Origin of the sequence: Micromonospora sp. B9E7 (assembly GCF_039871815.1) — a bacterium.
Lineage (GTDB): Bacteria > Actinomycetota > Actinomycetes > Mycobacteriales > Micromonosporaceae > Micromonospora.
The window spans coordinates 77,093-99,626 of record NZ_JBDPLX010000005.1; the positions used below are offsets into that span (position 1 = coordinate 77,093).

Below are 22,534 nucleotides of genomic sequence, written 5' to 3' on the forward strand. Positions count from 1 at the left end.
GGGTACGTCGACGACACTGCCCGCACCACCCTTGGGCCCACCCCGGAAGATGCCCGACACGCCACGGATGGAACCGAGACCGCCCATCAAGCCAGCCAGACCGACGCTGAGCGCCTCCCAAGCCGTGGGCTTGAAACGCCCACTGCCCGGGACTGCGGCGTGGGCGATTCCCCCGGCGGTCAGGTCGAAGACGAGTTGCGCTCCTCCGTACACCAGGACACCGAGGGTGATGTCGAGCAAGAGGGTGGCGACGGTTCGGGCCAAGCCGCTAAGGCTCGTCATTCCGATCAGAATGTCGGCGACCGCAGCGAGGATCGGGCCGAGGACGACCGTCGCCGCGAGTAGAAGGACCCCAAACACGCCGAGAACGGCCTCCAGGATCGCTTGAAGCCGCCTCTGCCTCAGCAACTCGTCCCAGCTAGTGGCCAGCGTATTGAGCGCGCCCGACCACTCACGGGCCGCGTACGCAGCCTTGTGGACCTCCTCGACAACTCCGTCGGAGGCCCGGCGCATGGCTTCGTGGGCCTGACCTTCCCACAACATCCCGTCCACAGTGGACCGCACAAGGTCGGCATAGTGCTCCAAGCGGCCGGCCTGCTCAGCCCATTTAGCGGCGAGTTCACGAAGCTTGGCGGTGTCCGGGACACTCTCGGGGATGTCAGAGAAGTCGGGAGAATAATCGGTCACGGGGATCGAATCAGGCGTCGCCGTACGTGATCTGGATCGGGTTGTAGAGCGAGTCCTCCGGCCGCTTCCCGTCGTTCGCCTCGCCGGCCTTACCCAACGCCTCAGTCAAAGACTCGAACATATGCCACACGCTGTGCTCGGCGTTGTCGTAGTTGCTGGCCGCATGAAGCGCGACCAATCGGATCAGACCGACGATGCCCGGCTTACCGGCCTTCCCGTCGCCCGCGGCTTCTCCGAACAGTTCGGTCTGCACCCTGTCGAGGCGCTCATTGAAAGCTTCAGCAGCCGCAGCGGAATCCCCAACCCAGCTGAGCTGCAAACCCTTCCATTCAGTGCCGATCGTATTCCAACACTGAATGATTGCGTCGACCTCGGCCTTCATCAAGACGTGCGCGGAGTGATACATGGAGCGCGGCCTCACGTAGATCGCCTTTGTGGTGTCCTCGTAGGACGTTGGGGCGTCCGACGGGAAGGGGACCGTCATGGCTACTCCTCGGTTACCGGGTACCAGGGTTCAAGCTACTGAGCTGCGTGGATCGGCGACACGGCCTCGTTTGGGAACAGCGGGTCACCTCAACGAGGACGTTGCTAGTTTCCTCGTGTACCCGTAAGAGTCGGGTATGGCCAACGAGGGAGCGGGCGTCGTTGATCTGACCCAGACCTGGGCAGACGCCAAGACGATAAACGGCGACACTGGCAACTACACCGACCCGTCGAAGTTCGAGCCGGAGCCACCCGATGTCCAATCGGACGGCAAGGGCGGCTACATGGATTCGTACGGTCGCCCGACCAATGACAAGGGCGTCCTGGTCGACGAGGACAAGGTCCCGCTTGATCCAGGGGAGCCGTTCATGGGCACCTTCACGGTTCATCTGGACACGGTCTATTCCGCTGAGCAGACGCTCCTGCGGGAGGCATCAAGTCAGATCGCGCTGTTTGAGGCATTTCGCGACGAGGTGGTCAGCAAGGAGTCATGGATCTACTTTACCGACAGCCCCGATGATCTGATTCCGTACTACCACGATGATGATCACCTCGCGTCGAGCGACGGCACCAACTACAACCCGTTTGACGTTCCGGCAGGCACTTACGCCGACGGCAAGAACAGCGCTCCGGCGGAGAACGCGAAGCTCGTACAAGCCCAGCATCACATACTCCAGGGCTGCGCCAGCGCTATCCATCTAGTTGGCACGTTTATCGGGAAGCTCAACGACGCCGGTCAGATGTACGCCGGGGCCGATCGCGCCTCCTGGGCCCCGAACCCAGACTAAGCCGGATCCATCAACTGGCAGGGGGCGGTGCCGGCCTGACGACACCGCCCCCTCGACGCCAATCGTGCTCAGCCCTGCGGCCTCCAGGTCCGGAGGTTCGTCCACTCGCACTCCGAGTAGTTGTTCCAGCTCAGGTTGAGCGCCGAGGCGATCAGTCCGAGGACTCCCTCCGGCCCGAACAGCCCATCGGCCGCGAGGTTCCACTCACCCTGAAGGCCCTCGTAGTAACTCTTGGCATCGCCCTGCCATGTCTCGGAGAGCGGCAGGAGCTTGCTCTTCAGCGCCTCGAGCTGGCCGACGATCTCGGCCGCTTTACCGTTGAGCTGCCCACCTGCTGCCTCCAGTTCCAGCGGCACCCAAAGGTTGCTGTTCGAAGGATCACCCATGACGTACTCCTTGATGTCGGGGGTCAGAGCCGAGCGCCGGGAATGTCACCGTTGACGTGGACCAGGCTGTTGATGTTGGAAATTTCGGTGTCGACGTAGTTGACGGCATTGCCACGCAAGCCACTGGAGATGTCGCTGAGGGCGTTGTGCAGCATCCGTCCGTAGATGTCGAAGTCGGTCATCAGCGCGCTGAACTGGTCGGAGGCAACGCCGCGCCACTGTGCCTGAAGATTGACCACAAAAGACCTGATCGAGGCAAGCTCCGCGTCGATCTCGGCATTTGTGGAATCGCAGCTGGCAGCCGCGTCCGTCACCATCTGGGGGGTTACCTGGACTTGTTGCACTTTCTCCACCCTTCAATTTCACCGAGGTGTGGCTGACCCGTCAGAACTAAAGTGAACCGGCGTCAGGTTGTCGAGGTTGCCGCCTTCGGCAGCCACATACTGATCGTAGGCGCGCCCGAGCGCGACAACCGAGTCGTTGAGGACACTCTGCACGTCGTCGCTGATTTTGGTAATTCGCACGACGATTCCCTCGTACCGTCGCCCGGCGGGGCTCTGCCAAGCGTCGAAAATATTTTCCGTCTGCGTCTTCAGGGCCGCGAGATGGCCGTCCAGAAGAGCGGCTTGCGCCGCCACCACATTCTTCGCCTTGAGCAGTTTCGGGATTTCCGTCCGGAATTCGAACCCGGTACCGTCCGGGTTGATCTGAAAGATCGGGCGGCCATGGGAATCAGTTCCGATCTTCGTGCCGTCCGGATAGGTCGTCACGACCCAGTCACCCTGGTACGAGATGGAGATGTGCTTGCCGTCCTTGGTGGCGTACGTCGGCCGACCTTGAGCGTCGAATTTGGTGTACGTCCAACCATCGACAACCAGGGAGGTCACCTCACCGCTTCCGGACCTCGTGATGACCATGCCATTGCCGTACTTCCACACGCTGGAACCGTCATCGCCGTAGGTAATGGTGACCGTTTGCCTGGGGCCACCGTGTTCGCCCGGCCCATGCCCGACAAGTGGTCGGCCTTGGTTGTCGAAATTGGTGTACGTCCAGCCGTCGGACACCATCCTGATCGGGTTACCGCTCGCGTCCCGTTCGATGATGGTGCGAGCATTGTTTTCGTCGGTGAACGTCCAAGTGCTGCTGCCGTGGTCCCCGTACCTAATGGTGACGTCACCGTTCGGCCCATGGCCTGCGGTCGGCCGCCCCTCACCGTCGAAATTCGTGAACGTCCAGTCGCCCTGGACCATGCTGAGCGGCTTGCCGGAGGCGTCCCGGGTCAGCGTCATCGTTGTGGCGCCGCCAGCATGCTGGTACGTCCACGTGGACGTGCCGTTCGGCTGGTAGGCGATGGAAACTGTCTGCGGAGGTTGACCGTCCCCTCCCGGGACACTGCCGTGGATGGGCCTACCGCTGGAATCGAACCGGTCGAAGACGATGCCGTCGGACGTGGTCTCACGGGTTATCGTGCCGGCGGCGTCCCGCTCGACGCGCGTTCCGTTGTCGAACGACCAGGTACTACCGCCGTTGGCGGCGTAACTGATCGTCACGTCACCGGAGCCCGGCACACTCGCATGCGTCGGCCGATTCTGACTGTCGAACCCGCTAAATACGGTGCCGTCCTCAGACACCTGCGACGTCACACGACCCGCACCGTCGTACGACACCCGCGAACCATCGTCAAACGACCAGGTACTACCACCATTGGCGCCGTACGCGATCGTCGCAATACCACCACCATCCGGCAACACCACATGCGTCGGACCATCATCAGTGAAAGCACTAAACACCGTGCCATCCACCAACACCTGCGACGTCAACTCACCCGCACCGTCGTACGACACCCGCGAACCATCAGCAAACGACCACGTACTACCACCAGCGGCATACGCAATCGTCGCGACACCACCACCATCCGGCAACACCACATGCGTCGGACCATCATCAGTGAAAGCACTAAACACCGTGCCATCCACCAACACCTGCGACGTCACGTGACCGTCATCGTCGTACGAGACAACCGACCCGTCAGAGAGCTTGTCGGTCAACACTCGGCCTCCTGGTAGGGGCGTCGGATGGTGGTCCCCCAGCGACGCTAGAAGCAGGCAAGGGAACGACCGAAATACTCTGTTCAGGGACGTGCGGTAGATCTCTTGGGAAATCCGACAGTCCGTGAACCGGTGGCATGGGTGACACGTTCTACAAGCGTTCGCCCTGGTCTGCCTGGGGAAAGGGCCTGGAGGTACTCGTGTATTCAGTCGCGATCGTCGCTGCACAGCCCATCGCACGCGCCGGCATCGAGAAGCTGACCTCGGACGACCCGGGGCTGCGGGTGGCGGCGGCGGTTGGCTCCCTGCGGGACCTGTACAACCGCGGCGGGTCGTACGACGTCGTCGCGCTCGACCTGCCGCAGGTCACCGCTTCCACGCTGGACGACGTGGCCAAGCTGACCTCGATCGGGGCGCCGCTGGTGAGTTCGGTGTGGGAGGGTTCCCCGTCGCTGCTGGCCACGATCCGCGCGGGGGCTCGCGGTTGCATAAGCCGGCAGGCGGAGCAGCGTGACGTGCGGGAGGCTATTCGGGTGACCGCCCAGCAGGGCTTCTACCTGTGCCCGCGCATGATCGGCCAGTTCCAGATGGAGCTGAACACCCGCAGCGACGAGGACCGCAGCGGGCTGGCGCCACGGGAGGTGGAGACGCTGCGCTGGATCGCGTCGGGCTTCACCCACGCACAGATCGCCACGCGAATGGGCCTGTCGCAGGCCACGGTCAACACCTACGCGAAGCGCATCCGCGCCAAGTTGAACGTGAGCAACAAGGCCGAGCTGACCCGGATGGCCATCGAGATGGGTCATCTGTCCCGTACTCGCCGCAACCCCGCCGCCTGACCTCAGAACAGCGCGCGGCCGACCGCGACCAGGTGCTCGAACACGCCCAGCACGCCCAGCGTCAGCGGCGCGATGGCGAGCCCGGTGACGACGCCGACGACCTCGGCCCGGCTGCGTTTGCGGGGCGCCTGCACCGTCGGCGCATCGGCATGTCCGTCCTTCGGAGAGAACAGGTACGCCATGGCCACCCCGATGCCGACGACGAGCAGGCCGGTGACGAGCAGCAGGGCCCCAACGAGTAGGTCGGCAGTACCGGCCCGGCTCACACCGACAATCAGTGCGAACAATCCGATGAGACCGGCGCCGGCGGTGGCGAGCAGTTCACTGGTGACGGTAGCCTGCCGGGCGCGGGCGAGCAGGGCCGCGCTGATGACGATCGCCGTGGCGACGGAGAAGGCTTTGCCGGAGACCGCGAGCGGAGGCAGGGCGAGGGCCAGGGCGACGGTCGGCCCGGCAACCACGACGGCCAGGAAGCGGTTCGACTCGAGTACGAGCTGGCTGGTTGCTTCGGCAGCCGCGCTGCGGTCACGGGGTCGGCGTACTCCCCAGGAGGTCAGCAACGCCGATGTGCGGCGGGCGCCCGCGAGCATGGCCACGGCAACGGCGGCGACGAGGGCCATGGCCTGGTTCTGGTCGGCTTCCAAGCCGAGTAGCAGCAGCGCGACGACGGCCGCCACGAACAACTGGACCTCGACGGCGGCGGGGACCACGCTGGGTACGAGCGCCAGTCCCATGAGCGCGGCAAGGTTAGCGCCGGCGATGGCGCCGATCCAGCGGTAGTCCGGTCCGCCCAGGCCGCCTCCGACGAGCAGGCCGGCCACGGCCAGGCACGGCAGGGTGCCGAGCACCACGAGGTGTACGAATGTCTCGGGCATGGTGCTGGGCTTCTGCTGTAGACCCCATGCGACTCCGAGCAGCGCCAGTGCGACCAGGACCAGGACGACGACCGTGACGGACGGCGCGCTCAGTCCGCTTGCCCTGCCGATAAGGACTGCGGCGGCGGCGAGCCAGGCGAGGCCGAAGGAGAGCACCACCGGGCCTCCGTCCGGCCGGGTGCGGCGCTGGGCGGCCGACGCGTCGGCGACGACCTCGTCGATGTCCATGACCACGGGCGCCTCGCCGGGTTCTTGGGTGACGTCGCGCAGGTAGAGCACCTGACCGTCAACCACGCCGAGGTCTTGGAGGCTGGCGTCGAGCGGGTACGCCTGCCCGTCGACGCCGGCCAGGGACCAGGCGGCCGGCATCATGTCCGGCTCGGCCTGCCCGCACAGCTCCGCCAACTGCGGCGCGTACTCCCCGATGGGTGCGGTGGACGGCACCGCGATGTCGACCCGGCGCTGCTGTCCCACGACGGTGATGCGGCTCTGCTCGTTCGCCATCAAAAACGCCTTTCGGGTACGGGTGGTCAGGCGCTCGTGGCGACCTGGATGAGCCGGCGGGGACGGCCCCGCTCGACCAGGACGCCCCGGCCGGGTGGACGCTGGGCTGCACGTTCGTCGCCGAGCACCACCCCTTCGCGGTGGTCGCCGGAGAGGATCAGCCCGCCGGTACCCATGTCGCGGATGCGGGCGGCGAGCGGATCGCCCATGGTGCGGCTGATGCCGGCGACCCGCCGGGCCAGGACGACGTGCAGGCCGACCTCGCGGGCCTGCGGGATGAACGCGGCCAGCGGGTTGAGCGGGCCGGACGCGCCGGTGAGCAGGTCGTAGTCGTCGGCGACGACGTACAACTCAGTGCCCTCCCACCAGTCGCGGGCCTTGAGCTGGGCCTGGCTGATGCCCGGCGGCGGTACGCGCTCCTTGAGCTTCTCGACGACCTGCTGCACGTACACCTGCGCGGTGGTGGCGTCGCCCGCGTAAGCACCGAGGTAGTCCTCGGGTACGACGTCGAGCAGGGTGTGCCGGTAGTCGAAGAGGACCACCCGTATGTCGTACGGGGAGGAGCGCTCGGTGAGCCCGGTGAGCCACGTCCGGAGGAGCGTGGTCTTGCCCGAACCGGCGTCGCCGTACACCAGGAAGTGGGGGTTGTCCCCCAGCAGGTCGAGGGTGACCGTGCCCAGATCGTCCTCTGCGAGACCGATGGGGACGGCGTCGCTGGTGGGGTCGGTGGCGAGCTCGCGCACCTCTACGCGGTGGGGGAGCAGCTTGACCGGGGGTGCCACCCGGCCGGTCCATCCTGCCGTGATCTTTCCGATCGTCTCATCCTGGGCCTCGCGCAGGCCCTCGGCGGTGTCCTGCCCGTCGAGGCGGGGCAGCACGATCTGGAAGTAGGCGCCGGGAGCGCTCAGCCCTCGGCCGGCGGTCCCGGACGGCACCCGGGCAGCCATCCGCCGGTTGACCTCGGATTCGGTGGGATCGTTGAGGCGCAGCTCGATGCGGGTGCCGATGCTGTCGCGCAGGGCCGGGCGGATGTCGTTCCAGCGGCCGGTGGTGAGCACGAGGTGCACGCCGGCGCCGAGGCCGCGGGCGGCGATCTCGGTGACGATCTGCTCGGCTCCCTCGAATTCGGCGCGCAGGGCGCCCCAGTTGTCGATGAGCAGGAAGATGTCGGCGGCGCGTAAACCGCCGGGGAGGTCACCGGCGGCGCGGCGTTCCCGGAAGTCCACGATCGAGTCGACGCCCAGCTCGCGCAGCAGGCGCTCCCGTTCGACGATCAGCGACCGCATCTCGGCGAGGGTGCGGCTCACCAGTTCGAGGTCGGTGCGTCCGGCGACCGAACCGACGTGCGGCGCCGCCGCGAACGGGTGCAGGGTGCCCCCGCCGAAGTCGATGCAGTAGAACTGCGCCTCGTTCGGGGTGTGGGTGAGCATCGTCGACATCATGATCGTGCGCAGCAGGGTGCTCCGGCCGGTGCGCGGAGCGCCGACGACGGCGAGGTGACCGTGTGCCCCGCCGAAGTCCATGAGCAGGGTCTCGTGTTCCTGCCTCAGCGGCAGGTCGAGCAGGCCCAGCGCCACGGACAGTTGACCGGTCAGCGGCCACATGCGGGCGGCGTACCCCCGACCCTGCTCCTCGGCGGGGCGGCCGATGAGGTGGTCGAGGGCGAGCGCGGGCGGCAGCGGCGGCAGCCATACCTGGTGGGCGGGCGCGGTCAGCGAACTGAGCCGCTCGACGATGATCTGCAACTCGGTGGGGCCGCTGCGCGCGGGGACCTGGTTCTCGTCGGGTTCCCGCTCGACGACCTCGGACGCCGTACGAATCCCGAACGGCGCCAGCGTCGGGCCGTGCCGGCCGGCGGCCGCGTCCCGCGCCTCGGGGCTGACGAACGGCGAGGAGACATGGGCCACCCGTAGCCGCTGGTAGATCGACTCGTCGACCTTCAGGTACGCGGAGCCCGGAATCGGCGGCAGCTTGTACGCGTCCGGCGTCCCGATCACCGACCGCGACTCGGCCGCGCTGAAGGTGCGCAGGCAGATCCGGTACGACAGGTGCGAGTCGAGCCCGCGCAGTCGCCCCTCCTCCAGTCGCTGGGTAGCGAGGAGCAGGTGCATGCCGAGTGAACGGCCGACGCGTCCGATCTGGACGAACAGCTCGGTGAAGTCGGGTCGGCCGGCGAGCAGTTCACCGAACTCGTCCACGACGATGAGCAGGTAGGGCAAGGGCTCCAGGAGTCGGCCCTGCGGGTCGGTGACACCGCTGGCGCGGCGCATCTGGTACTCGCGGATGGTGTCCACGTTGCCCGCGTCGCGCAGCATGCGCTGACGTCGTTGCTGCTCGCCCATGAGCGCGGCGAGCACCCGGTCGATCATCGCTGCGTCGTCGGCCAGGTTGGTGATCAACCCGGCGACGTGTGGCAGTCCGACCAGCGGGGCGAACGCGGCGCCGCCCTTGAAGTCGACGAGTACGAAGCTCAGCAGCTCCGGCGAGTGGGTCAGCGCCAGGCCCATGGTCAGGGTTCGCAGCAGCTCGCTCTTACCGGAGCCGGTCGCCCCCACGATGAGCCCGTGCGGTCCGGACCCGCCCTGTGCCGATTCCTTGATGTCGAGCACGACGGTCCGACCGTCGCCGTCGGTGCCGATCGGCGCCCGCAGCATCCGCGGGTCTCCCGGTGCGACCCACCGACCGGTCAGGTCCGCGCTCACCGGGTCGGCGCCGAGGACCATCTCGGTCAGCGACCTGACCCGGGTCAGCACCTGCTCGCGCTCGTCGGACAGCCGTAGCGGTGCCAGCGCGCGGGCGATCAGTTCGGCGAACTCGGGGGTCACCGCGTCCGGCACGCAGTCGACCGCCGGCGTGGCGACCAGCTCGGGGCGACCCTCGACTGCCAGGTAACCGCTGTCGTCGACGCGTACCCGCAGGTCGACACGACCGGGCTCGTCGGCGTCCCGGTCGGCCAGGAAGATCAGCGTGAGCCCGGTCTGCGGTCCGGCCGCCAGCAGCAGCGCGTTCATCAGCTCGGAGCGTCCCCACTCGGAGACGGGTGCGAATCCGGTGAACGCCACGATGAGCCGACGCTGCCGAGGCACGACACCACGCTCGGCGGTGAGTTGGGACCGGCGCGCGGTCTGGGCCTCGATCCGCTGGGCCAATTCCTGCGTCAGGTACGGACCCAGCAGCTCCGGGTCGGGCGCGACCAGCGACACGGTGCCCGCTTCACCGCGGGCCTTGGGCTCGAACGTGTGCGGCAGCCACTTGGCCCAGTTCCACCTGGGAGCGCCGGACGTCTCGACGGCGATGGTGACGTCGTCGGGAGCGTGCAGCACGGCCACCTGGCAGAGCAGGGCGCGCAGCAGCGGCTCGGTACGGGCGGCGCCGCCGACGAGGCTGATCACCCCGGCGTTGCCGACGTCGACGACCATCGGCTGACGCTCCACCCGGCCCATCTGGTCGATGAGGGTGCGTGCGGCCTGCGCCGACTCCCAGTCGTAGTCGGCCAGCGGGTCCATCTTGGCGTCCATCTGCAACGGGGTGGCGAGCCGCACCGAGCCGCAGCCGAGCCGCGTACGCAGGAAGTCGTCATCCTGCTGGCGGCGTTCCCAGATCCGCTGCCGAGTGGTGGCGATCGACCAGAGCCGGGCCGGCTCGGGATTGCCGAACGCCGCCACCGTCCGTTGCACGGCGGACACCTCCCGGGCCCGGTCCCGCGACAGTTTGAGGTGGCCCCGGTAGCGCAGCCGCTGGCGTCGAGTGGTCTTACCGGCCACGCTGCGCTGCTGCATCCGCATGGCGACGACCGCGCCGACGGACGTCACGAAGAAGAGAACGCCGATGATGATCAGCGCGGGTCGCCCGAACGTGACCATGTACGCGGCCATGCCGACGCTGGAAAGCAGCGGCAGGACGAGGCTCCACGCCGTGTTCGACGAGTTCTCGGTGGGCGGCTCGGGCGGGGTGGGCAGGACGACGGTGTCGTTCGGCAGTTCGGGTTGCAGGACCCGCGCCGGGCGGTGGAAGGCGAGCTTTGTCACCCGAGGTCACTCCCGGAAGTCGACGTCGATGCCGGCAAGGTCGTCCGCCTCCAACGTGCTGAGGTGTTCGTCGGTCGGGTTGATCAGCTCGAACACCCGGGCCGCGTGCTGCTCGGTCATCTGCTGGAACACTTTGCGGGCGAACCGTCCGTTGCCGAACCCCTCACCCCGCCCGGTGGCGTCGAAGAAGGATCGCAGCGCCGACCGGGCGGCCGGTGACAGCCGGTAGTCGTGCTCCCCGGCCTGCGCATCGACGATCTCGACCAGCTCGTCCGAGCTGTAGTCGTCGAACGTCAACGTCCGGGAGAACCGCGACGACAGACCCGGGTTGGCGGCGATGAAGTGCCGCATCTGGTCGGGGTAGCCGGCCACGATGACCACCACCTCGGCGCGGTGGTCCTCCATGAGCTTGACCAGCGTGGAGATGGCCTCCTGGCCGAAGTCGGAGCCCTGCCCCTCCGGCACCAACGCGTACGCCTCGTCGATGAAGAGCACGCCGCCGAACGCACGCCGGAACGCGGCCTCCGTCTTGGGCGCGGTGTGCCCGACGTACTCGCCGACCAGTTGGCCGCGGTCGACCTCGACGAGGTGGCCGCTGGCGAGCATGCCCATGGCCGCCAGCAGTTGGCCGTAGAGGCGGGCGACCGTGGTCTTTCCGGTGCCCGGGTTGCCGGCGAAGATCAGATGGCGGGACATCGGCGGCGGTGACAGCCCGGCCTCGCGTCGCCGCTGGACCATCTGCATCAGCTTGACCATGGTCTTGACGTCCTTCTTGACGCCGGTGAGCCCGACCAGGGCGGCGAGTTGGGCAAGCAGGCCATCCAGGTCGGCCTCCGAGGCGACCGGGTTGGCCTTCGCGCCGGACGTCCGGGGCCTACCCGCGGGCAGCACCGACACGGACACGGTGGCACGCTCGGCCGGGGTGGATCCCCAGGTGGCGCTGCCGACGTCGGTGCTCCAGCAGTCCTGGAAGGTCGCTTGGCCGCCGTCGGCCTGGCTGACGTCCTCGTCGGCGTCGTGCACGTGGCAGCGCAGCAGGGTCGGGTCCGCGTCCGCGCCCACGTAGACGGACGGGTACGCGGTGTGCGACACGTCGACGTCGATGACCAGGCCGTGCGCGTCCGGCCCGAAGTAAAGGCCGTTCTTCTTGCAGTGACTCAGCTTCAGGTCGCGGATGACGGGCGCCGCTCCGGCCCAGACGGCCAGTCCGCTGCCGCCAACCTCGGTGATCTCGCACCCCTCCAGCACCGCGCGGGACTCCTCGCCGAGGAACACACCGGCCGCGCCACAACCGTCCACCCTGGTCCGCAGCACCGTCGGGGCGCAGCCCGCCGCGACCTCGATGCCGGTCTGCACAGCCGAGCTGATCCGGCAGTCCTCCACCAGCGGTCGGTGCGGGGTGTCGAGGTGTACGCCAATCGCGCCGCCGGTGACGGTCACCTCGCGCAGGATGGCATCGGCCGCGCCGTCGACGTGCACCGCGTGGTGCTCGGCGTCCTCGACGACCCCGCCCCGCACCTGCAGCAGAACCCGCTCGCCGGCCCGGACGCCGATCTCGGGCGTACCCGCCACCACGCAGTCGACGAGCGTCGCCTCGGTCGCGCCGACCAGGTGGACCGCGGTCAGAGCACTACCGCGGATCTCACAGTCGCGCAGCAGCACCCGCCCGCCGGCCGCGTACACGCCGTTCGCGCCCGAGTCGGTGAGCGCGCCGGAGAAGCCGCGTACCTCGGCCTCGTCGCGGACCGCGAGGGCGGTCTGCCCGGTGTGGCCCACGCGAACGTCGTGCAGCGCGACCCGGCTCTGCCCGGTCGCGAGGATCCCCGCCGACCCGGCCCGCTCCACGTCGGTGTCGTCGACGCGGACCTCGGGAGAGCCCTCGATCAGCAGTCCCGCCGCCTCGGTGCGGCTGATCCGGCACCGGTGGAGGGTGACACCACCACTTCCGGGATCACCGACCTGGGCGTCGGCCAGCATGCCGGGTTTGACCGCCGGCCACCAGGCCGCGTCGAAGGGTGCGCTGCCGGTCACCCGCACACCGTCGGCCGCGATGTCCTGCACCACACAGTCGGTCAGTCGGGCCGTGGCCCCCTCGGTGATCGCGACGCCGACCGCGCCGACCCGGCCCAGCTCACACCGATCGAGTACGGCCGTGGCGGTGCCTCCGGCGACCAGTCCGGCCCCGGTGATCGAGTCGAGGTGAACGCCCACCAGGTCGCCGCGCGCCGACCCGGCCAGCACGACGCCGTTGCCGTCCACCCGGTCCAACCGCACGTCGACGGCGGTCAGCCGCGCGCCGTCCGTCGCCGTCACGCCCACACCGGCGACGTCCTGCACCGCGCACTGCCGCAGCACCGCCGCCGCTCCACCGGACACCTCGACGGTCCCACCGCTGACGACGGCCGCCTCCAGGGTCAGCGAGCCGCCGGTCACGCTTATCGCGACCTGGCCGGGACGGGTACCGGAGACGGCGAGCCCGCGTACGGTCGCCGCGCCCCCACGGACGACGAGCGCCGGACCTTCGGTGCCGGTCAGCTCGGCGGTGCCCCCTTCCTCGACGAGAAGGGTGACCGGCCGGTCCAGGACGACCTGTTCGCGGTAGACGCCCGGGGCCACCACGATGAGGGTGTCCTCCCGGGCGGCACGAACCGCCGCACCAATGGTCCGGTGCCGACCCCACCCCCGGGTGGAGACTCGTTCCACCCGGCCCGTCGCCGGGATCGGGGCGAGGGTTTCGGTATCAGGTCTCACAGGCCACCTTCATCTGGCCGAGCGCGATCCGGCTGCCCTTGGCCCCGGCGCTGCCGGCCAGGTCGAGAGCGATCGCGATCTTGTTCTGGTGCACCGGGAACGTGCCGGCCGGCGCCCAGGTGCCGGCGTGCGCCTTCTGGTCGAAGGTGAAGTTGGCGTACGGGGTTCCGCCACGCCCCGGCGTCATGGCGTACCGGACCCGGTCGGCGGGGTTGTAGTCCCCCTCGGGTACGTAGACCGAGACGGCGCAGGTGTTCATGCCCTTCGGCGGCGCGAACCACCAGGTCGCCGACTCGACGCCGGCCTTAGTCTGCTTGGTCTGCTTCGCGGGTGGCGGCACGGTCGCGTACGTGCCGTGGCAGTTGTCGCCGTTCCAACCGCCGGTGCCGACCGTGCGCCACTCGGCGGTGCGTCCGGCCGCCTCGAATCCGTGATCCTGCGCCGCGACGCAGTCCCAGCCGGCCACCATGCTCCAGGTGGAGGGCGCACCCGAGGCGAGCACTCCGTTGGGTGGGGCGGCCTGGGCCGGAGGTTTGTCCGGTAGTGGCTTGACCAGGCTCCAGAAGATGCCGACCACCAGGGCGCCCACGCACACCAGGGCGGACACGGTGACCAGCGTGGGCCAGCGCACCGTGAGCCGCTCGCTGGCCGGGCGGTCACCAGCATGCTCGACGTAGGCGCGGACGAACTCCTGACGCCAACTGATCGCGGCTGCCGGCCCCGAACCCTGCGGTTCGGGCATCACCACGGTGGGGGCGCGGGACGGCTCAGCCACGGTCACCTCCAAGATTCCCGTTCACCAGACGGGTGGCCGACCGTCCCGGTTCACGAGTTCGTGGTGAATTTGCGGGCGACCAAGCCCGGCGGGTGAACCGGGTGACCCAGGAGCCCGTTCTATAGGGGTCGTCGGGCGGATACCGGGAGGTCGGATGCAGTTCGGTGTGTACAGCGTGGGTGACCTCACCCCGGACCCGGCGCAGGGGCGGACGGTGGGTGAGCACGAGCGGCTGCGAGCCATCGCTGTCATCGCCGAGCACGCCGAGGCGGCCGGCTTCGACGTGTTCGCCGTCGGCGAGCACCACACCGGCGCGTACGTGACCTCGTCACCGGTGGCGCTGCTCGGATACGTGGCGGCCCGGACGTCGCGACTGCTGCTGTCCACGGCCACCACTCTGATCACCACGAACGACCCCGCTCGGCTGGCCGAGGACTACGCGGCGTTGCAGCACCTCTCCGGAGGACGGCTCGACGTGATGCTCGGCCGGGGCGCCTCCCGCTCGGCCTATCCACTGTTCGGCCACGAGATCCGCGACTCGCACGCCCTCGCGGCGGAGAACTACGCCCTGCTGCATAAGCTCTGGCGTACCGAGGACGTGCACTGGTCCGGTACCTTCCGGACGCCGCTGCACGGTCACACCACGCTGCCGCGCCCACTCGACGGCACTCCGCCGTACGTGTGGCACGCGGCGGTCACCAGCGAGGAGACCGCCGAGGAGGCTGCCCGGTACGGCGACGGCTTCTTCGCCAACCACATCTTCTGGCCGGCAGAGCACACCCGTCGGCTCATCGCGTACTACCGGGAGCGGAGCGTCGTACACGGCAAGGGCCCCGCCGTGGTCGGACTCGGCGGCCAGGTCTTCGTCCGTCCCCGCTCGCAGGACGCGGTCGACGAGTTCCGCCCCTACTTCGACAGGTCACCCGTCTACGGCGGGGGTCCGTCGCTGGAGGAGTACACCGCGACGACCCCGCTCACCGTGGGCAGCCCGCAGCAGATCATCGACCGGGTGCTCGGCTTCCGCGAGTACGCCGGTGACTACCAGCGCCAACTGTTCCTCATCGATCACGCCGGGCTGCCCCTGCGGGTCGTCCGGGAGCAGCTCGACATCCTCGGCGCGGAGGTGCTACCCGTCCTGCGGCGTGAGGCACCCGCGCTCACGCGGACGTAGTCACCCGCGCGGCGGGACATCCGCGGTGACGACCGCGCCGCCGCCTGCCCGGGCCACGGTGAACGACGCCACCGACTCCAGCGGCACCGCCAGGTGACCGCTGACGTTCTGCGTCGTATCGTCGGCCTCCCAGCTCAGTACGCGCCACACACGGCCGTCCGACGTGGCCGCCATCAGCCGATAGCCGGTGCCCTTCTTCAGACCGTCGACGGCGGCCCGGACGTCCACGCCGTCGCCCTGCCCGGTGGCCACCACGGACAGCGAGGCGCCCGTGGCCGAGTCGGCCGCCACGGCGGTCACGGTCGCCGCGAGCGGCGGCGTGATCCGATCGACGTGCTGCACCAGGGCCCCGATGGCCAGGCCGGCCACCGCCAGCGCGGTCGTGAGCATCATCCCGGCCCTTACCACCGCACCACGTCGACGCCGTCTCGGTACGGCGCGGCGCTCGACCTGGGCCTCCCCGCCGGGGCGGCGGCGGTCATTCCGTACCACCGCCGGGGCGGTGGAGACGGCCGCAACCGGAGGCCCTTGGGTCCGAAGCGGTCCGGCTGGTCTGCGACCCGGCTCCTCCCGATTGGCCGGCCGGGTCCGGCGCGGGTGCTCAGCGGTCGGAACGATCGGCTCGGAGGCCAGCGCCTCGGACGACCGTCGGGGCGGACCGGCCACGACCGACACGTTCGCGGCCGGCCGTGGCACGACGCGAGGCACCGGTGCGGCCGGGGCCGGGGCCGAGGCCGGCGAGGACGGGGCTGGGGTGGCCGCCGGGGGTGGAACCGCTGGCGGAGGCGTAACGGCCTGCTGTCCAACGGGCTTCGCCACGACGGGAGCGGACGACGGCACAGCGGAGGCGGGCGGCCCGGACGACGGCAGCCCGGACGACGGCGCGACCGGCAGCGGGGACGGCGGCCGAGCAGCCGGGGAGGCCACCGGTGGGACGAGTGGCGACGGCGAGGCGGTGCGTGCCGGCGCGGGCGGTGACGTGGTGAGCGGGCGTGCGACCAGCGGCCGGGTGACCGGTGGCGGGGTCACCGGTTCGAGCGGCTGCGGCGCCTCCGGCGCACGAGTGTCGGAACTGGGAGCTTCGGATCTGGCGACTTCGGGCTTGGCGGCCCTGGAGGCCACGCGTCCGCCCCGATCCTGACGTCGACGACGCAGACCCGAAGTGGGCTCCGGCTCCGGTTGGTGGGCGAGGAACTCGACGAACCGCGCCGGGGGTGGGCCGGCGCGGTTCAGTGCGCCGAAGTTGTCGAGCAACTCCTCCCGATCCTTCTCGGGCAGCAGTGCCAGCACCGCGATCGTCTCGATCACGGTCTCGGCCGCGCCCCGGCAGTCGGTGCAGTCGCCGAGGTGCGTCGCCACCAGCCGCCCCTCCACCCGGTCGAGCGCGTCGAGGTAGTACAGGGTGAGCAGTTCGGTGACGTGCGGGTCGTCGGCTCCGCCGCTCATCGGCCACCCGGCCGGGCGGACGGGTCGCTATCCTCGCCGCTGACGGCTGCTTCGCCTGGTACGCCGAGCAGGGCCAACGCTGCGACCGTCTCGACGATTTCGTCGGCGAGGGCCCGGCAGCGCGCGCACACCTGAAGGTGGCGGTGGATCAGCTCACTCCGACCGGGGTCGAGCGCACCCAGGTAGTGGAGGGCGATTCGCTCCTCCTCGATGTGGGCGCCCCGCACGCTGTCCGCCCCTCTTCTCCGCCCAGCTTCCCGTCTCAGGAACCGAGCAGCCGCCGCCTCTGGTCCTGCTGCGCCGTCAGCTTGCCCGACCAGTTGACCGGAACTCCGTTCCAGGTGGAGTTCCTGCCGGACGGGGCCTGGTCCGCCCCGTCGATCCCCAGGACCTTGCCAGAGCTCCGGTTGGCGATCCATGCCGTGCCGCCACCGGCGTTGTTGAGCTTCGACTGCCGGTCCGGACGCGCAGTGAACAGTCGTAGCGGGGCATCCTCGGCGCGCCCGAACTTCAGCCCGTCGTACGCGTTCGTGACGTAGCCGGGCCGCGGGGACGATGCGCTCTTCCACAACTTGTCCTCGGAACTCACGGAGAGCCCGAAGGCACCCATCTCGGCATGTCCGCGTCTGGTCGCCAGGAGGCGGTGCCACACGCGCCGCAGCTTTGCACGCTTCTTCATGATCCACTCTATGCGGCTAGAACGTCCGGGAGGAGCCTGCGCTCACCAGACGGCGTGGCGACGGTGGCGGTTCACGGTTCGTCGGACATTAATCCATTCGTTGTCGGCCGAAACACGAATCCTCGGGCGATCAGCGCCTCACGGAGCGCCTTGAGCCCGTAGAAGCTCCGCGACTTCACGGTGCCCGGCGGGACGGCCAGCAGTTCGGCGACCTCGGCCACGGACCGTTCCTGGAAGTACACCTCGACGAGGGTGACCCGCAGCCGCTCCGGAAGCGAGTTGAGTGCCTCCCGCACCTCGTGCGCGTCGATCATCTGTTCGAAAGCGTCACCCGCGCCCGCGTACGTGTCGATGAACTCGTCGGAACGCTCGTCGGGGCGAACGTTCGCGGCGCGAAGCTGGTCGATGAGGATGCGCTTGGCCACGGTGAGGAGCCAACCCCGACTCCAGCGCCCGTCCGCGTTGCGGGCACCGGGGTGCCGCCACGCTCTCAGCAGCACCTCTTGGACGATGTCCTGGGCGCGGTGGACGTCGCCGCGCGTCAGCCGGGTCAGGAAGCTGAGCAACACCGGTCCGTGGACCTGCTCCAGGTGTCGCAGTGCTTCTTCGTCGCTCTCATCGGTTACGGCCGCCGCCTGGTACGGGACGATCTGGGCGACCTCGGGTTCGTCCGGGCCACGGAGACCTGAGGACATATGTGGCACCCGGCCACCATGCCAGCGATCACCACACGTGTCATGACGTTGTTGCACACCGACGGACGTCCCCAAAAGGGGACGTCCGTCGGGTCCCGACGGGGACGTCCGACCCCCTGGATCAGCCCCGGGCCGGGCTGGGTTCGGTGAAGGAGTCCTCGTCCTGGGTACGGTCTTCGCGCAACAGCCGCCGCACACGCAGGACCAGCATCACGGCCGCGGCCAGCGCCAGAAGGGTCACGACCACCAGCAGAGTCGTACGACCGTCGGTCATCCCACCGCCGCTCGACGGCGTGCCACCGACGTTGGCCTTGGTGACCTCCTCCGGCAGCCGTTTGGTCACCGACGCCGCCAAGTCGATCAGGCCGTAGCCGTACCGGGCGTCGGGCACCTTGCCAACACCCATCTTCTGCGCGGTCGCCTCGATCCGGTGGGCCACCTGCTGCGCCGTCAGATCCGGGTACGCGGCCCGCACCAGCGCCGCGGCGCCGGCCACGAACGCCACCGCGTACTGGGTGCCCGAACGCGCCGACGAGCCGGTGCCGGTGATGCCGAGCTCGGTGATGTTGACACCGGGCGCCACCACGTCGATACCGCCGAGGTGGTAGTCCGCCGCCCACTGCCCGTCCATGCCGATGCCGCCGACCCGCAGCAGGCCGGGGGCTGTCTTGGCGTTCTGCGCCACCGAGGCCAACGAGGAGCACGCCACCACGACGACGTCCTTGCCCACCGCGCCGTTGATCGCCGCGATGACGCCGGCGTCGTTGGTGTCGACGTGTGACCCGAGCGCGATCACCGTCGCGCCCGCCTCGGCCGCCGCCGTGATCGCCGACGCGCTGTCCTCGGCGCGGGCCTTGCCGGCGGCGTCGGTGATCCGGACCGGCATGACCGTGGCATCGGGAGCGATGCCGCTCGACCCCCGGTCCTGGCTCACGATGAGTCCGGCCATCCCGGTTCCGGTTCCCAGGCAGTCGGTGTCGCCCCGACCCGACCCGGCGATGATGTCCATCCCCTCCGAGACATGGCCGGCCAACTGCGGCAGGCTGCCGTCGACGCCGGAGTCGACCACGGCGACCAGTTGACCGTTGCCCTTACTCGTGGGCCACGCCTGGTCCGGTGCGAGGCGAAGGGTGGCCCAGTTCGACTTGGAGGATGACGTCGAGGCGGTCGCGCACTGGCCCGGCTTCGGTTTCGTACCCGGCTTGGGGGTCTGGCCGGGGTTCGTCGCCGGACCGGGCGGTGTCGTGCCCTTGCTGGGCTTCGTCGTGCCGGGGGACGGCGAGGACTGCGGCCTCGGACCGGGCGGCGGCATCGTCGCGGGTGACTTGTCCCCGAGCACACCGTGCTGCACACCGGCACCGACCGCGTCCCACGGCAGGATCAGCAGCCAACCCGGGTTCAGCTTCGCCGGATCGGTCAGGGCCTGGCCGTCGGGCTGCTTCCGACCGGTGTTCAGGTTGAAGATCTCCGACGATCGGGAGCCGCTGCCCAGGAACCGGTCGGCGATCTCGGTGAGGTTCTCCGGCTTTCCGCCGTACGACGTGGTCACCGTGTAGTACTTCACGTTCTCGTCGGCGGCCAACGCCGCCTGAGCGGTGAGCCCGAGCAGCGCCAGAACCAGCACGGCGACCAAGCCGACGCGTCCGCCCGAGCGGGTGTTGCAGGACATGGAATCACCTTCGTCGTCGCCGCCGGCATCTCCGCGCGGCCGTCCGGCCGGCACGCCGGTCGGCCACGCCAGCCAGACGGGGCGGGCTATCCGCCGGTTCACGATCCCGGCGGATTTTCTCGACGACGTCGCGGAAGCGTGAACCGGCGTCCGTGTCGGGCCGTTTCCTCGTCGACCCGTACCACCGTGGCGTGAAGGTGTGTAGCAGTGACTCCGTTCAGCCGAAGTCCTCGACCCAACCGATGGCAGTTGTCCCGACTGGGCCGCCGACACGCGGCTATCGCCGGGTTGAGTGTCCTTACCCTCATGGCTGGTGTTCTGCCGATGGCGGGTGATGGTCCCGCAGCGGTGGCCGCGGAGGCGGTGGCCGGCACGCCGGTGCCGCCCGCGCTGTCCGAGACGATCGTCGCGGCGTCCCTGTCGTGCCCGACGTTGAACCCATCCCGTCTGGCCGCCCAGATCATGATGGCGTCGGGCTTCAACATAGGTGACAGCCGGGGCGTCGCCGGCCTCAACGACGACGACTGGAAGCTATGGCGTCCTGCCAAGAACGCGAACCGGGCGGACAGCGAGGCCAACATCTACGCCCTGGCCCATCACACCTGCGACACCGTGGGTCGCTTGCGGGCCGCCGGGCTCACCGGCGACCTGTGGGCGCTGGCCATGGCTGCCGACAAGAGCGGATTCACGGCCGTCACCAAGGCCAAGGGCATTCCGGACGCCGCCCGGGTCCACGTCAACCGCCTTGGGGCGTACGCGCGTTGGTACGCCGACCAGCAGCCGTTCCGCATCGACGCCAGGGCCACGCAGGCCTCGCCGTCGGCTCCGATCCCCGTGCCGGCCGCCTACGTCGCCCCGATCCGCAAGGCCGGCTCGATCTGCCCGGCCGTCACCCCGCCACTCGTGGCGGCGCAACTGATGGCGGCCTCGAAGTTCGACGCCAACCTGCGGTCGCCGGAGGGTAACCAGGGCATCGCCCAGTTCAGCCCGGAGCTGTGGAGCCAGTACCGTGCGACGGCGTCGGCCTCGGTGTGGAACCCGAACGACGCCATCCCGGCGCTCGGCATGGCCATGTGCGACCTGGGCGCACAGCTGACCGACCTGAACGGCGCCGAGCCGTACCGGCTCGCTCTCGCCGCCTTCCAGTGGGGCGACATGACGGTCCGCGCGGCCGGTGGGGTGCCCAGGGCGAACGTTCCCCAGCTCGCCGACACGGCGCCGCGCTACGTCTCCGCGTACGAGAAGGACACCCGGCTGGGCGGCGGCCCGGCCAAGCCCGGCAGTTCGCCGACGCCCGCGAGCCCGAGCCCGACGCCGACGCCGACGGGTGGCAGTCCCGACGCCGTTCCCCCTGCCGGCGACGGATCCCAGGGCCAGGGTCCGTCCACCACCTCGCCGAGCCCGGCCGTCGCCCCACCGGCGACCGTCTCCGGGCTCCGGGTGGGTCAGAAGTACAAACTGCTCAACGACCGAACCAACTCGGTGGCGGAGCTGCCGGAGTGGGATGCCGACAAGAGCGTTGGCGCCCATGTCCAGCTGTGGCTGAAGAGGGACCAGGCCGACCAGTACTGGACGGTGACGGCCGCCCCGGCCGCCGGCTACATCGTCTTCGTGAACGCCTTCAGCGGTCACGCGCTGGGCCTCGAATCCGGCGGAACGTGGAACGGCGCGAAGATCCTCCAGGTGAAGCTGAATCCATCGGACCCGTCGCAGCAGTGGTATCTGCAGGCGGCCGGCGGGGGCAAGTGGTACGTCCGCAATCACGCGACCGGCAAGACGCTGGACATTCTCGGTGACGATCTGGGGCCGGTCTCGGACGGCACCTGGAACGGCAAGTGGGTCGAGCAGTGGGACATCATCCCCGGCCAGCGCGACCAACTGTGGAGCTTCATACCGTGACGACGCTGCGCGGCTCCGGTCCTTCACGGACCGGGGCCGCGCAGCACCGGAGGCGACGAATACCGGGTGCGTGCGCCCGAGTCAGACGCTGCCGAACGGGTCCTTGCCGCGGGGCACCTGCGTCAGCGCTGCCCGGACCCGCAACTGTTCGTCGACAGAGTCAGCACGATCGGGCCCGGGAAGATCCGGGATGACGTGACTGGAAGCCCGCTCACGCCGCCACGGGCACCGGGTCTCGTCGATCACGGCGTGGATGACCATGCGACTGGCATAGGCGTACGGATTTGTGGTCTTTGTCCAGCGAACGTACAGCTTCGACAGGGCCATCGACACCGCATCTTCCGCTGTTTGCCAATTACCGCAGGTCGGGCGTGCGCCGTCCAGGGCGGTGACGGTCGCGCGCAGCGATGCGTAACCGGCATGGTTGGGGTGTTCGACCTCGGCTGTCCAGGTGTTACCGGCCGTTCGTATCGTGGCGGGTTGCCAGGTTTGTCCGTCGCCGTACGATGTCGACGGGTGAGCCGGTTTCCGGCTACCGTCGGTGCGCCGGGCTGGCGTTGCACGGTGAGGGGAATCTGGTAGGCGACGCCAGCGGGCGCCGTCTGGTCGAGGCTCAGGTCCGGCCCCCACCGCTTACCCCGGCAATCTGCACAGCGGCTTGGTTCTCGCCCAGGAGAACGACACCTGGATCGTCTGCGTCAGCAACCGGTTTGGCAGCGTGCCGCCGATCGACGACGGGATGCTGGCGATCGCGGAGACGCTCACAGTTCTGACGTCACCACCACCATGCGCACCGCGGAACCGATTGCCT

Annotated in this window: 19 protein-coding genes; 5 read left to right on the plus strand and 14 right to left on the minus strand. The window is 69.2% G+C overall.

All coding sequences use genetic code 11. From position 1 onward, the window contains the following. Positions 1-159: 159 nt before the first annotated feature. A complete protein-coding gene (locus ABGB10_RS09640; RefSeq protein WP_347660527.1) occupies positions 160-345 on the plus strand; it encodes a hypothetical protein in 186 nt (61 codons plus the stop codon). A gap of 352 nt (positions 346-697) precedes the next feature. Here the strand turns inward: ABGB10_RS09640 and ABGB10_RS09645 are convergent, their stop codons facing one another. Next, positions 698-1,171, minus strand: a complete 474-nt coding sequence (locus ABGB10_RS09645; RefSeq protein ID WP_347660528.1) for a hypothetical protein — start codon at positions 1,169-1,171, stop codon at positions 698-700. Between the two features lie 136 nt (positions 1,172-1,307). On the opposite strand from ABGB10_RS09645, the gene ABGB10_RS09650 reads away from it, so the two are divergent. Continuing rightward, complete coding sequence (locus ABGB10_RS09650; RefSeq protein ID WP_347660529.1) at positions 1,308-1,958, plus strand: hypothetical protein; 651 nt, start codon at positions 1,308-1,310, stop codon at positions 1,956-1,958. Positions 1,959-2,026: 68 nt separating this feature from the next. Here ABGB10_RS09650 and ABGB10_RS09655 read toward each other — a convergent pair whose 3' ends face one another. From ABGB10_RS09655 to ABGB10_RS09665, 3 genes are read right to left on the minus strand one after another with little or no spacing between them, the layout of a single operon-like run. Then, positions 2,027-2,344 carry a WXG100 family type VII secretion target gene (locus ABGB10_RS09655; RefSeq protein WP_347660530.1) on the minus strand — a complete coding sequence of 106 codons (318 nt, stop codon included), beginning with the start codon at positions 2,342-2,344 and terminating at the stop codon, positions 2,027-2,029. Between the two features lie 23 nt (positions 2,345-2,367). Continuing rightward, positions 2,368-2,697: a WXG100 family type VII secretion target gene (locus tag ABGB10_RS09660; RefSeq protein ID WP_347660531.1), complete on the minus strand. Its 330-nt coding sequence runs from the start codon at positions 2,695-2,697 to the stop codon at positions 2,368-2,370. Between the two features lie 9 nt (positions 2,698-2,706). After that, entirely contained in the window at positions 2,707-4,395 is a 1,689-nt protein-coding gene (locus tag ABGB10_RS09665; RefSeq protein WP_347660532.1) for a hypothetical protein, read from the minus strand. A gap of 197 nt (positions 4,396-4,592) precedes the next feature. Between ABGB10_RS09665 and ABGB10_RS09670 the strand changes: the two genes are divergently transcribed. After that, a complete protein-coding gene (locus ABGB10_RS09670; protein WP_347660533.1) occupies positions 4,593-5,231 on the plus strand; it encodes a response regulator transcription factor in 639 nt (212 codons plus the stop codon). Positions 5,232-5,233: 2 nt separating this feature from the next. Here the strand turns inward: ABGB10_RS09670 and ABGB10_RS09675 are convergent, their stop codons facing one another. The 4 genes from ABGB10_RS09675 to ABGB10_RS09690 are packed head-to-tail and all read right to left on the minus strand — an operon-like array spanning position 5,234 to position 14,164. Continuing rightward, on the minus strand, positions 5,234-6,610 hold the full coding sequence (locus tag ABGB10_RS09675; RefSeq protein ID WP_347660534.1) for an EsaB/YukD family protein: 1,377 nt from the start codon (positions 6,608-6,610) through the stop codon (positions 5,234-5,236). 26 nt (positions 6,611-6,636) lie between these two features. After that, positions 6,637-10,638, minus strand: a complete 4,002-nt coding sequence (eccCb, locus tag ABGB10_RS09680; RefSeq protein ID WP_347660535.1) for a type VII secretion protein EccCb — start codon at positions 10,636-10,638, stop codon at positions 6,637-6,639. A 6-nt stretch (positions 10,639-10,644) separates the two neighbouring features. Continuing rightward, a complete protein-coding gene (locus ABGB10_RS09685) occupies positions 10,645-13,389 on the minus strand; it encodes a right-handed parallel beta-helix repeat-containing protein (protein WP_347660536.1) in 2,745 nt (914 codons plus the stop codon). Next, entirely contained in the window at positions 13,379-14,164 is a 786-nt protein-coding gene (locus tag ABGB10_RS09690; RefSeq protein WP_347660537.1) for a hypothetical protein, read from the minus strand. The genes ABGB10_RS09685 and ABGB10_RS09690 overlap by 11 nt, the downstream gene beginning before the upstream one ends. 154 nt (positions 14,165-14,318) lie before the next feature. On the opposite strand from ABGB10_RS09690, the gene ABGB10_RS09695 reads away from it, so the two are divergent. Next, a complete protein-coding gene (locus tag ABGB10_RS09695; protein WP_347660538.1) occupies positions 14,319-15,335 on the plus strand; it encodes a CE1758 family FMN-dependent luciferase-like monooxygenase in 1,017 nt (338 codons plus the stop codon). Here ABGB10_RS09695 and ABGB10_RS09700 read toward each other — a convergent pair whose 3' ends face one another. The 5 genes from ABGB10_RS09700 to ABGB10_RS09720 form a co-directional block, all read right to left on the minus strand. After that, entirely contained in the window at positions 15,336-16,781 is a 1,446-nt protein-coding gene (locus ABGB10_RS09700; RefSeq protein ID WP_347660539.1) for a hypothetical protein, read from the minus strand. It abuts the gene before it with no gap. Further along, positions 16,778-17,008 (minus strand): hypothetical protein, encoded by a 231-nt coding sequence (locus ABGB10_RS09705; RefSeq protein WP_347660540.1) that lies wholly within the window; start codon positions 17,006-17,008, stop codon positions 16,778-16,780. The genes ABGB10_RS09700 and ABGB10_RS09705 overlap by 4 nt, the downstream gene beginning before the upstream one ends. Positions 17,009-17,043: 35 nt before the next feature. Continuing rightward, positions 17,044-17,460: a hypothetical protein gene (locus ABGB10_RS09710; RefSeq protein WP_347660541.1), complete on the minus strand. Its 417-nt coding sequence runs from the start codon at positions 17,458-17,460 to the stop codon at positions 17,044-17,046. A gap of 71 nt (positions 17,461-17,531) precedes the next feature. After that, on the minus strand, positions 17,532-18,155 hold the full coding sequence (locus ABGB10_RS09715; protein WP_347660542.1) for a sigma-70 family RNA polymerase sigma factor: 624 nt from the start codon (positions 18,153-18,155) through the stop codon (positions 17,532-17,534). A 121-nt stretch (positions 18,156-18,276) separates the two neighbouring features. After that, entirely contained in the window at positions 18,277-19,824 is a 1,548-nt protein-coding gene (locus tag ABGB10_RS09720; RefSeq protein WP_347660543.1) for a S8 family serine peptidase, read from the minus strand. A gap of 306 nt (positions 19,825-20,130) precedes the next feature. On the opposite strand from ABGB10_RS09720, the gene ABGB10_RS09725 reads away from it, so the two are divergent. Next, positions 20,131-21,723, plus strand: coding sequence for an RICIN domain-containing protein (locus ABGB10_RS09725; protein ID WP_347660544.1), 1,593 nt, complete (start codon positions 20,131-20,133; stop codon positions 21,721-21,723). Positions 21,724-21,804: 81 nt separating this feature from the next. Here the strand turns inward: ABGB10_RS09725 and ABGB10_RS09730 are convergent, their stop codons facing one another. Continuing rightward, positions 21,805-22,050: a hypothetical protein gene (locus ABGB10_RS09730; protein WP_347660545.1), complete on the minus strand. Its 246-nt coding sequence runs from the start codon at positions 22,048-22,050 to the stop codon at positions 21,805-21,807. Positions 22,051-22,534: the final 484 nt, after the last annotated feature.

Bases quoted from the DNA above. Each gene is read 5' to 3' on its own strand.
- ABGB10_RS09645 (WP_347660528.1), bottom strand. From the start codon at position 1,171: ATGACGGTCCCCTTCCCGTCGGACGCCCCAACGTCCTACGAGGACACC.
- ABGB10_RS09650 (WP_347660529.1), top strand. From the start codon at position 1,308: ATGGCCAACGAGGGAGCGGGCGTCGTTGATCTGACCCAGACCTGGGCA.
- ABGB10_RS09655 (WP_347660530.1), bottom strand. From the start codon at position 2,344: ATGGGTGATCCTTCGAACAGCAACCTTTGGGTGCCGCTGGAACTGGAG.
- ABGB10_RS09675 (WP_347660534.1), bottom strand. From the start codon at position 6,610: ATGGCGAACGAGCAGAGCCGCATCACCGTCGTGGGACAGCAGCGCCGG.
- ABGB10_RS09695 (WP_347660538.1), top strand. From the start codon at position 14,319: ATGCAGTTCGGTGTGTACAGCGTGGGTGACCTCACCCCGGACCCGGCG.
- ABGB10_RS09700 (WP_347660539.1), bottom strand. From the start codon at position 16,781: ATGAGCGGCGGAGCCGACGACCCGCACGTCACCGAACTGCTCACCCTG.
- ABGB10_RS09710 (WP_347660541.1), bottom strand. From the start codon at position 17,460: ATGAAGAAGCGTGCAAAGCTGCGGCGCGTGTGGCACCGCCTCCTGGCG.
- ABGB10_RS09715 (WP_347660542.1), bottom strand. From the start codon at position 18,155: ATGTCCTCAGGTCTCCGTGGCCCGGACGAACCCGAGGTCGCCCAGATC.
- ABGB10_RS09720 (WP_347660543.1), bottom strand. From the start codon at position 19,824: ATGTCCTGCAACACCCGCTCGGGCGGACGCGTCGGCTTGGTCGCCGTG.
- ABGB10_RS09725 (WP_347660544.1), top strand. From the start codon at position 20,131: ATGGCTGGTGTTCTGCCGATGGCGGGTGATGGTCCCGCAGCGGTGGCC.
- ABGB10_RS09730 (WP_347660545.1), bottom strand. From the start codon at position 22,050: ATGGCCCTGTCGAAGCTGTACGTTCGCTGGACAAAGACCACAAATCCG.